Origin of the sequence: Streptomyces sp. NPDC058470 (assembly GCF_042721055.1) — a bacterium.
Lineage (GTDB): Bacteria > Actinomycetota > Actinomycetes > Streptomycetales > Streptomycetaceae > Streptomyces.
In genome coordinates this window covers 126,368-136,111 of sequence record NZ_JBHXMF010000004.1, presented here as the reverse complement: position 1 = coordinate 136,111, position 9,744 = coordinate 126,368, and the positions used below count along the sequence as shown (strand labels likewise).

At 71.4% G+C, this 9,744-nt stretch carries 9 protein-coding genes and 1 pseudogene; 3 read left to right on the top strand and 7 right to left on the bottom strand.

The genetic code is table 11. The features are described 5' to 3' along the window. From ACFWP7_RS04415 to ACFWP7_RS04405, 3 genes are all read right to left on the bottom strand, one after another. On the bottom strand, positions 1 to 757 hold a 757-nt coding region (locus ACFWP7_RS04415), incomplete at its 3' end, for a GntR family transcriptional regulator (RefSeq protein ID WP_384375785.1). Between the two features lie 92 nt (positions 758 to 849). Next, positions 850 to 1,695 carry a hypothetical protein gene (locus ACFWP7_RS04410; protein WP_384375782.1) on the bottom strand — a complete coding sequence of 282 codons (846 nt, stop codon included), beginning with the start codon at positions 1,693 to 1,695 and terminating at the stop codon, positions 850 to 852. Between the two features lie 457 nt (positions 1,696 to 2,152). Further along, positions 2,153 to 3,319: an ROK family protein gene (locus ACFWP7_RS04405; protein WP_384375779.1), complete on the bottom strand. Its 1,167-nt coding sequence runs from the start codon at positions 3,317 to 3,319 to the stop codon at positions 2,153 to 2,155. Positions 3,320 to 3,366: 47 nt separating this feature from the next. Between ACFWP7_RS04405 and ACFWP7_RS04400 the strand changes: the two genes are divergently transcribed. Then, complete coding sequence (locus ACFWP7_RS04400) at positions 3,367 to 4,500, top strand: Gfo/Idh/MocA family oxidoreductase (protein WP_384375776.1); 1,134 nt, start codon at positions 3,367 to 3,369, stop codon at positions 4,498 to 4,500. Next, entirely contained in the window at positions 4,497 to 4,958 is a 462-nt protein-coding gene (locus tag ACFWP7_RS04395; protein ID WP_384375773.1) for a heme-degrading domain-containing protein, read from the top strand. Before ACFWP7_RS04400 ends, ACFWP7_RS04395 begins: the two co-directional genes overlap by 4 nt. Positions 4,959 to 5,104: 146 nt before the next feature. Here the strand turns inward: ACFWP7_RS04395 and ACFWP7_RS04390 are convergent, their stop codons facing one another. From ACFWP7_RS04390 to ACFWP7_RS04375, 4 genes and pseudogenes are all read right to left on the bottom strand, one after another. Further along, entirely contained in the window at positions 5,105 to 5,962 is an 858-nt protein-coding gene (locus ACFWP7_RS04390) for a fumarylacetoacetate hydrolase family protein (RefSeq protein WP_384375770.1), read from the bottom strand. A 137-nt stretch (positions 5,963 to 6,099) separates the two neighbouring features. After that, entirely contained in the window at positions 6,100 to 6,837 is a 738-nt protein-coding gene (locus ACFWP7_RS04385) for a YidC/Oxa1 family membrane protein insertase (protein WP_384376111.1), read from the bottom strand. Between the two features lie 161 nt (positions 6,838 to 6,998). Beyond that, positions 6,999 to 7,322, bottom strand: coding sequence for a DUF6412 domain-containing protein (locus ACFWP7_RS04380; RefSeq protein ID WP_384375768.1), 324 nt, complete (start codon positions 7,320 to 7,322; stop codon positions 6,999 to 7,001). Between the two features lie 155 nt (positions 7,323 to 7,477). Continuing rightward, positions 7,478 to 8,242: pseudogene (locus ACFWP7_RS04375) on the bottom strand (class E sortase). A 463-nt stretch (positions 8,243 to 8,705) separates the two neighbouring features. Here ACFWP7_RS04375 and ACFWP7_RS04370 point away from each other — a divergent pair. Beyond that, positions 8,706 to 9,719: an SEC-C domain-containing protein gene (locus ACFWP7_RS04370; protein WP_384375765.1), complete on the top strand. Its 1,014-nt coding sequence runs from the start codon at positions 8,706 to 8,708 to the stop codon at positions 9,717 to 9,719. Positions 9,720 to 9,744: the final 25 nt, after the last annotated feature.

Genomic DNA, 9,744 nt, shown 5'->3' with positions numbered 1-9,744 from the left:
AGCCGCGCAAGTGGGCGGTGAACGAGAACCGATCCCCTCGGTACAGCGTCCGCACCCGTTCCAGCGGCTCCCCCGCCGTGTCCCGCGAGACCCGGTGGAGCAGCAGCATCGGCAACGCGGGCGGCGTACCGATGAGCAGCGCCTCGCGCGGAGTGGCCAGCACCGTCTCGATCCGCTCGTCGGCCTCGCCGAACGCGATGCCGAGCCGGTCGTGGAGGTAGGCGTAGAAGGAGGAGTCGGGAGTGAAGTCACGGTCGAGGTGCGGTACGCGCGCCACGGCGACGTAGGTGCTCTCAAGACCCACCCGCTCGGCATCGGCGAGCAGGACGCGCTCCATGTGCCAGACGGGTTCGCCGCGCGTCAGCCCGGCCTCGGCGGCGAGGGTTTCGGGGCAGGGGAAGCGGTCGAGGCTAATCAGCGTACGACCGGGGGTGCGTCCCTGCCGCCGTACGCCCTCGGTGTAGCTGGCGAGCGAGAGCGGCTGCTCCAGCTTCGGCCCCGCGACGACCGTGCCGCGCCCCTGCCGCCGCACCTTCCCCTCCAGCAGCAGCTCCCGCAGCGCCTGCCGTACGGTCTCCCGCGCGACCTCGTACTTCTCCGCGAGATCACGCTCGGGCGGCAGTGCCCCGCCCTCGCCCAACTCCTCGACAAGCAGGGCGATATGGGCCTTCACCGCGTAGTACTTCGGGATGCGGCCGTGCTCCGGGATGCCGGAGCGGACGGGGGCGCCGGGGGCCTGGTCGTTCGGGTAGTCCACGGGGAGGATCGTCGCAGACGGCGTCCTCGCGGCGGGCTCCAGGTGTCACCGGCTCGACCGGGCCTACCGGGGCACGCCGCGGACCCCCGCCATCACCGGCGCGACCGCGCCCGCCGGGACACGGCGAGGAGGACGGCCCCCGTGACGAACAACCCGAGGCCGGCGGCCGCACCGAACCAGTGCGAGGCACGCGGACCGGTACTGGCCAGCTCCTCCGCAGCCGATACACCTTCGTCCTGTACGACTCCACTGTCGCCGTCGCCGGTTCCGACCCCGGTGCCGGTTCCGGCCCCGGCCCCGGCCCCGGTGCCGCCGTCGCCGTCGCTGGTACCCCCCTCGCCCTCGTCCTCGATGCGGAAGCGGTAGTCGTTCGACTCCCCGACCCAGTCCCCGTCGTTGTCGTGCCGCTGTACGACGGCCGCGTTCGCGACGACCTCGTTCGGGGCGGCCGCGTCGGAGGTGACGGAGAGGCGGACCTTCACGGTGAGCGTCCGGCCGGGGCCGACCGTGAACCCAGGGAACCCGTCGTCGAAGGCCCCCACGTTCTCGTCCTCGTCACTTTTCTCGAACTCGACCGGATGCGGAATCCCGCCCCCGCCCCCGCCCCCGTAGAACTCCAGCCGCGCCTGCTCGGGCCGCAATGCCCGCTTCTCGTCCACGAGGACGACGATCGGGTGGATGTTGCCGCAGGTGTGCGCGGTGGTGTTGGTGAGGTCGATGTACCAGATCCGGTAGTCGCCCCCGATGTCGTACGTCGACGGCCCGCCGTGGATCTTGGTCTGCACCGGGAAGGCGCGGGACTCGGGGGCGGCGCAGGTGGGGCGAGGGTTCGCCAGGGCCGTGCCGGGGGTGGCGAGCGTGAGCGGGAGGGCGGCGGCCGCAGCAGTAACGGAGAGGGGCAGGGACGTGCACAGCCTCAATCGCGTTCGCGTTCGCATTCGCATTCGCATGAAGAGCCTTTGCCGATCGGGAGCGTAAGCGGTACCGGGCAGCGGCCCGTGACCCTGCCACACGCGACCGGCCACACCGGGTCGCCACGCCCGCCGTGAGCCCGATCGGCCGCGGAGGTCCCCTCGATCAGCGGAAACGTTCCAGCCCGTACTGTGTCTGAGCTCCTCCGGCCCGGCCGCAGCGCCTGCGATCTCTCAGAGGCCACCGGTGGTCGGCGGCGCGCCGCACCGCGTTAGCCTGGCGTACGCGCCGCCCTGCTCCTGGCCGTTCACTCCACCGTTGTACGCCGCCGAGAACAGTTCGTTGAGCACGTCATCGGGCGTCGTCCGGCAAGTGACGGGGCCGCCCCGACGCGCACCTTGGCTGTGCGTGCCCGCAGCACCCCGTGGGGGCACAGCCCCGAGGCAGGGGAATGGGTGGGGCGAGGACGAAACCCACCCCCCGTCACCCCACCCCCCGCCCGAACAACGGCGCCAACAACAACTGCGCAGCCCCCTCGGCAACCCCCCGCGCCCCGCCGGGGGCAAGCCGCACGGGAACCCCCGCCTCCACGCCCTCCCGCCGAGCCCGCTCGTCCAGCACCGCCCCGACACCTCCTACGAACTCCCCCTGATGCGCCGCCACCGTACGGCCGCCCAGCAACACCACATCGATGTCCAACAGCCCCACCAGATTCGCCGCCCCCACCCCCAGCACCCGCGCCGCCTCCCCCACCGCCCCCCGGCGCACGGCCCCCAGACACAGCACCTCGACGCACCCCCGGTCACCGCAGCTGCACAGGGGCCCGTCCAGCTGGATGACCTGGTGCCCGAACTCCCCGGCGCCCGTACGAGCCCCCCGATGCACGGCCCCACCGATCACGAGCCCGGCCCCCAGCCCCGTACCGAGATGCAGATAGGCGAAGGACCCGGAGCCGCTGCCACCCCCCACCGCCAGACCCAACGCCGCAGCGTTCGTGTCCTTGTCCACCACCACCGGCACCCCGAGCCGCCCCGCCAACACGTCCCGCAGCGGAAACCCGTCCCACTCCGGAAACCCGGTGACCCGGTGCAGCACGCCCCGCGCGTGATCGAGAGGACCGGGCAGCGCGACCCCCACTCCCAGCACAGCCCCCACCCCCGCGAGCAACGCCTCCACCTCCGCGGCCGCCGCCTCGACCACCGCGTCCGCCCCGCCCCCCAGATCCAGCGGAGCCCGCCGCTCGCCCACCACCGCTCCGGTGAGATCGCAGAGCACCGCCCTCAGCTCGTCCCGGTCGAGGTGCAGCCCGGCGGCGTGGCCGGCCTCCGGGACGAGCCGGAGCACCGTACGCGGCTTGCCGCCCGTGGAGGCGCGGCGGCCCGCCTCCGCCACGAACCCGTCCGTCCGCAGCCGGGCCGTGATCTTGCTGACGGCCTGCGGGGTCAGCCCGGTCCGCTCGGCGAGTTCGAGGCGGCTGATGCCGCCGGGCCCGGCCGTGCGCAGCAGATCGAGCACGAGTGCGGCGTTGTGGCTGCGCAGGGCGAGCAGGTTCACGCCCGTCACCGCATCCGTACCCCGGCCGCCCCGGCCACCCCGTACGGCAGGCAACCCCGCCCCCGGTCCCGCATCGTTCCTGTTCACGTACGCCATTGTCCCCCGCGCTTGCACTTTGGCAACAGCGTTGCGAAAGTGGACGTATGACTGGCACAGGTTCTGACTCCGGCACGTCCGCCGCCTCGGCCGCCCCTGGCACCCCGGGCGGCCCCCTCCGCGTCGCCCTCGTCGGCTACGGTCTGGCGGGCTCCGTCTTCCACGCCCCCCTGATCGCGGCGACCGAGGGCCTGGTCCTCGACACGGTCGTCACCTCGAACCCGGAGCGGCGGGAACAGGCCCGCGCCGAGTTCGGTGACGGGCTCCGTTTCGCCGCGACCCCCGACGACCTGTGGGCCCGCGCCGACGAGCTGGACCTGGTCGTCATCGCGTCCCCGAACAAGACCCACGTCCCGATCGCGACCGCCGCCCTCAAGGCGGGCCTCCCCGTCGTCGTCGACAAGCCCCTCGCCGGTACGGCGGCGGAGGCCCGCGAGCTGGCCGCCCTGGCCGACGAACGCGGCCTGCTCCTCTCCGTCTTCCAGAACCGCCGCTGGGACAACGACTTCCTGACGCTCCAGAAGCTCATCGCCGAGGGCGAGTTGGGCGACGTATGGCGCTTCGAGTCCCGTTTCGAGCGGTGGCGCCCGCAGCCCAAGGGCGGCTGGCGCGAGTCCGGCGACCCGGCAGAGATCGGAGGTCTCCTCTACGACCTCGGCAGCCATGTCGTCGACCAGGCGCTGGTCCTCTTCGGCCCCGCGACCTCGGTGTACGCGGAGTCGGACATCCGCCGCGCGGGCGCCGAGACGGACGACGACACCTTCATCGCGATCACCCACGAGAGCGGCGTCCGCTCCCACCTCTACGTCACCGCGACCACCGCTCAACTCGGCCCGCGCCTGCGCGTGTTGGGCTCGCAGGCCGGTTATGTGAAGTACGGCCTCGACCCGCAGGAGGCGGCCCTGCGCGACGGCAGGCGCCCCACGGACACCGACGAGGAGTGGGGTGTCGAGCCCGAGTCCCTCTGGGGCCGGGTCGGCGCCGGCGAGTCCCCGCTCACGGGCGGCGGCCGGCCCGAGCCGACGCTGCCGGGCGCGTATCCCGCGTACTACGCGGCCGTCGCCGCCGCCCTGCACGACGGCGGCCCGAACCCGGTCACCGCGCACGAGGCCGCGGCCACCCTCGACGTCCTGGAGGCGGCCCGCCGCTCGGCTCGCGACGCGGTGGTGGTGTCCCTGTGAGCGCCCCCGGCATTCCTGAACTGGAGGAGCAGGAGCGCCGGTTGACGCTCCCGCACTTCACGTACGACGACGCCTGGGCACTGGGCACGCTGCTTGTGGACCTGGCTCGCGAGCAGGCCGCCCCCGTCGCCATCGACATCCGCCGCGGCGGCCAGCAGCTCTTCCACGCGGCGCTACCCGGTTCGACCCCGGACAACGACGCCTGGATCGACCGCAAGCGCCGCGTCGTCGAGCACTACGGCTGCTCCTCCTACCTCGTCGGCTCCCGCTTCCGCGCGAAAGGCACGACCTTCGAGGAGTCCTCGCGCCTCGACCCCGGCACCTACGCGGCCCACGGCGGCGCGTTCCCGATCGCCGTCGAGGGCGCGGGAGTTGTCGGCACCGTGGTGGTGTCGGGGCTGCCGCAGGTGGAGGACCACGCGATGGTGGTGGCGGCGCTGGAGCGCTTCAAGGGCTGAGGTCCGTGCGGGGGCTGAGGGTCCGTACGGGGGCTGAGGGTCCGTAGGAGTTTGGGCGCCGCACGGGAGTTGGGCGCCGTACGAGAGTTGGGCACCGTACGAGAGTTGGGGTCACCACAATCCCGTACGGCCCAACCTCGTACAGCTCAGGCGTCTTTCAGTTCCTGCCTCTGTCGGCCGAGCCCCTCGATCTCCAGCTCCACCACATCGCCTGCCCGCAGGTAGGGCTTGGGCTCGGGCGCGCCGAGGGCAACGCCCGCCGGCGTACCGGTGTTGATGACATCACCCGGGTACAGCGTCATGAACTGGCTTACGTACCGCACCACTTCCGCGACCGAGAAGATCTGCTCGGCCGTCGTCCCGTTCTGCTTGAGCTCGCCGTTGACCCAGAGCTTCAGCGCCAGGTTCTGCGGGTCGGGCACCTCGTCGGCGGTCACCAGCCACGGTCCCAGCGGGTTGAACGTCTCGCAGTTCTTGCCCTTGTCCCAGGTCCCGCTGCGCTCAAGCTGGAACTCGCGCTCGGAGACGTCGTGCGCCACCGCATACCCGGCGACGTGCGCGAGCGCCTCCTCGTGGGACTCGAGATAGCGGGCGGTACGGCCGATGACGACCGCGAGCTCGACCTCCCAGTCGGTCTTCACGGACTTGCGCGGCACGAGCACGGTGTCGTTCGGGCCGATCACCGTGTCCCCCGCCTTGAAGAAGACGATCGGCTCGACAGGCAGCTCGGCGCCGGTCTCACGGGCGTGGTCGTGGTAGTTCAGCCCGATGCACACGACCTTGCCGATACCGGCGAGCGGCGGGCCGACACGGAGGCCGTCCTCGTCCAGCGCGGGCAGCTCTCCGGCCTCGGCGGCGGACCGGATCCGGCCGAGCGCGGCGGCGTCGGCGAGCAGCGCCCCGTCGATGTCCGGGACGACACCGGACAGGTCACGCAGGGTTCCCTCGGCGTCCAGCAGCGCGGGCCGCTCCGACCCCGCCGTACCCACTCGCAGCAGCTTCATGATCACTATCTCCCTAGCTCTCGGGCAGTCGTCCGACAGGTGCAGCCATCGGATGACTGGTCGATCGTCCAAGCTCGGCGTCCAGTCCGCAAGTCCCTGATCACGGACTGGACCGCCCTCATGTGTTCAGCGGGTGGTCAGGGGGTGTTCACGGGGTAGAGCAGCGCCCGCTCCACCGCGCTCCACGTCGTACTGGTCACCAAGTACAGCGCGGCCGCCAACGGCATCACCGCCACGGAGACGAGCGTGACGAAGGACATGAACGGCATGACCTTGGTGATCGTCGCGAGCCCCGGCACCGGCTGGGTACCGTCGCCCACCGAGGTGACGACCATCGAGGCGTTGGCCGCCGCCATCCGCTTCGTACGCCGGTAGTTGAAGGTCGCGACGGCCGCGACGAGCGCGAAAATGGCGACGTAGACGAGCCCCGGCGCCCCGAGGACCCCGCCGTCGCCCAGCGCGTCCGCCCAGCGGTCGCCGAGGGGCGCGGCGAAAAGCTTGTGCGCCAGCAGGCTGTTGGCCTCGCCGCCGATCGTCGAGCTGGAGAACAGGTGGTAGAGCAGGAAGAAGGCCGGCAGCTGGCACAGGCTGGGCAGCAGCCCGGACATCGGCGACACCTTCTCCGCCGCGTGCAGCTCCAGCACCGCCTGCTGCAGCTTCTGGGGATTCTTCGCGTGCTTCTTGCGCAGCTCCGCGACCCGCGGCTGAAGCCTGGTCCGCGCCCGCTGCCCGCGGGCCGCCGCCCGGGACAGGGGATGCACGAGAAGTCGTACGAGCGCGGTGATCAGGACGATCGCGGCGGCCGCCGCAGAGGCGTGGAACAGCGGCTGGAGCAGCTCGGCGAGCCGCTCGACCAGCCCGCCGAAAGCGGACAGGAACGTGGACATGAGTGAGCCCTCCGGGGGTCTCGTCGTGCCGGGAGTACGGGGGTACGTACGGGACGGCGGCATGACGACCACGCGTGGGGTGCACGGATGTGGTGGTGCGGGGACGGTGCACGGATGTACCGGTGCACGGATGTGGCTTGGGAGATCCCCTACGCGGCGGCCGTCAGGAGGGCACGCCCCGGCGCCCGGGGGCGCGAACGCCCCGCCGCGTCGGGATCACGTTGGGGCAGGAACGCCGTACGGTGCTCGCGGTCACGGATGGCCGTCCGTACGTTCGTACGCGGTACGGCGGGCGCGCAGCGCGAGCCGATGAACGCGCAGACGGCGAGCGCGGAGCCGGCCGCGGCGGTCGCGGTGAACGCGACGGCGACCGCGGCGGCAAGGCTGCCGGTGTCGAGCAGGGCGACCTCGACGAGCAGCAGGAGCAGCAGGGCGGCGGGACGCATGGCGCCTTTGCCCCAGGCCCGGATCATGGGCTGCTCCTCCCTTCGTGGTCGTTCCCAGTCGTTCATGGTCATCCCCGCTGTAGGGGTCATATGAGTTATACGGGATTCGTCCGCACCGGCTCAAGCAGATGCTTGGGCCGACGCAGGGGATTCCTTTCATCGCGGCGGCTCATCTCGGCCGCTCATCTCGGCCGCATGGAGGTGAGCTTTCCCCAGACCACCAGCCGGTACGTGGAGGTGTACTCGGGAGTGCAGGTGGTGAGCGTGATGTAGTACCCGGGCTCGCTGTACCCGTAGGCGGGCCGGGTGGTGCTGCGCGGCACGGCGCCGATGGCTCCGCCGTCCCCCGCCGAGGTCTGCGGAAGGGTCTTGTCGACGACGTACGTGTAGAGGGCGGCCCTCGTCTCGACGCTGATCTCGTCCCCGGGCTTGAGCCGGTTGATGTACCGGAACGGTTCGCCGTGGGTGTTGCGATGCCCGGCGAGCGCGAAGTTCCCTGCCTGGCCGGGCTGTTGGGTGTCCTCGTAGTGGCCGACGTACCCCTTGTTGAGCACGTCCGGCTTGCTGACTCCTTCGGCGACGGGGACGCGGAGGCCCAGGCGGGGGATGACGAGGACGGCGTAGGCCTGGGATCAACCGGGTTGGGTGCGTGGACTGTTGAGGACGGCCGACGATTCCGGGACGGCGCCCTGCGTGGGTGTGGCGGCCACGCACGGCACGCTCTCTCCCGTCTCCGACGGCGCCGCGGTCCCCCACTCCCTCTCCAGGGCCTGCACCTCGCGCTCGGCATTGTGCTGGGCCTGCCGGTTGGTCCACCACAACTGATGGACGACGAGGAGCAGCAGCACGACCCCGACGGTGACGAGGAGTTCGCCGCAGCTCCACAGGACGCGCCGACCGATGGCGCGCCGTCGCCGGTTACTGCGCCGCACGACCGGAACCCGCATGACCCGCGTGACCCGCATGCGTACGCCTCCTTCGCCGGGGTGGTCGCCGGGGCGGCACGCACGATAAAGGGTGCGGCTTCAAGTCACCAGCCCCGTAAGCGTTCGCAGCCCTGCATAGCTGGTTCGCAGCCTCGCATAGCTGTACGTGCATAGCCGTTGCCCCTGCGTAGCTGTTGTTCCCTGCGTCCGGCGCTGGAACGCCACGTCGGGCGGCAGTGACCTGTACACGGCACACGGCACACGGCACACTCGGACACGTAGCTGAGCGGAGTCGGTAAGCGTGATTCGCGCGGCGGGGGCGGTGCGACCGCGGCAGATCGACGGGGTGATGGCGTGAGCGTGCGATGTGAGCCCGCGCGCAACCCATGAGGGCAAAGTGCGGGTGTGTGATCCCCTGCCCCTCTGTTGCCTCTGGCCTGCGGATCCCTCTCGTTCGCGGGCGGACGGCAGTACGGTGTCCACCATGCGCCCCGACACGCCTGCCGAGAACGCCGACCACACCGGCGAAGCAGCCCGCCTGGAACGTACCGCCGGCCTCTACCCCGAGGACGCCGAACACCTGCTCGTGCAGGCCGCGGCCCACCTCGAACTGGCCGGCGACCGCCCCGCCGCCACCGCGCTCTACGACCGCCTGCTGACATCCGCGGCCTCCCTCGACAACCCCCACCTGGTACGCGCCCTGAAGGCCTCCAACCTCTGGGAGTACGGCCACGAGGCGGAGGCCCGCGCGATCATCGACGGAGTCCGCGCCGCGTCCCCCCGCGACCCGGCCCCCTGGGTGATCGTCGCGGAGTCCCTCGAATCCCACGACGAGCTGGAATCGGCCCAGGAAACGTTCACGCAGGCAGCCACCCTCCTGCTGACCGACGTGGCCGAACCCCCGTACGCCACCCACCCCGTCCTCTTCGGCCGCCACCGCGTCCGCCGCATGCTGGGCGCCCCCCACGACGACTGGGACCTGCTGGCCGACACCCTGCACTCGTCCCCCGTATCCCTGGACGAACTCCACGACCCCAAGCGCGTATGGTCCCTGGGCTCGGACAACCCGGAAGAACTCCAGGCAGAAATCTCCCGCCTGCGAGCCGAACTGGGCACCTACAGGCAGGCCTTGTCCCGCCCGTTCCCGGTAGCGGTCCTCCACTGGCCGACAGAGGAACTGACCGAACTCCTGGCCGCGTACTCGTCCCTCGAATCCGAGTACCCCTCCCACGAGGAACACCTCGCGACCATAGAGGCGTCGTTGCGGGAGCTGGCGGCGTCCGGCACCCCGAACCTCGGGATCGTGACGGGGACCGTGCCGTCGTACGAGGCCTTCGCGGCGTCGGAGGCGTCGTCCCCGGCGGACGCGACGCTGCTGCCGCAGTATGCGACGACGCTGGCGGCACGGGGGCTGGCTGTGGCTTGGCCGCCGCAGCGGGGGGCTGGGTGTTGGTGTGGGTCGGGACAAACGTATGACGTCTGTCATGGCGCGGCATAACTGACTGCTTCTCCCATTTCTGCAA

Excerpts from the sequence above, each read along its gene's own strand:
- ACFWP7_RS04370 (WP_384375765.1), top strand. The coding sequence starts at position 8,706 with ATGCGCCCCGACACGCCTGCCGAGAACGCCGACCACACCGGCGAAGCA.
- ACFWP7_RS04390 (WP_384375770.1), bottom strand. The coding sequence starts at position 5,962 with ATGAAGCTGCTGCGAGTGGGTACGGCGGGGTCGGAGCGGCCCGCGCTG.
- ACFWP7_RS04405 (WP_384375779.1), bottom strand. The coding sequence starts at position 3,319 with ATGGCGTACGTGAACAGGAACGATGCGGGACCGGGGGCGGGGTTGCCT.
- ACFWP7_RS04380 (WP_384375768.1), bottom strand. The coding sequence starts at position 7,322 with ATGATCCGGGCCTGGGGCAAAGGCGCCATGCGTCCCGCCGCCCTGCTG.
- ACFWP7_RS04400 (WP_384375776.1), top strand. The coding sequence starts at position 3,367 with ATGACTGGCACAGGTTCTGACTCCGGCACGTCCGCCGCCTCGGCCGCC.
- ACFWP7_RS04410 (WP_384375782.1), bottom strand. The coding sequence starts at position 1,695 with ATGCGAACGCGAACGCGATTGAGGCTGTGCACGTCCCTGCCCCTCTCC.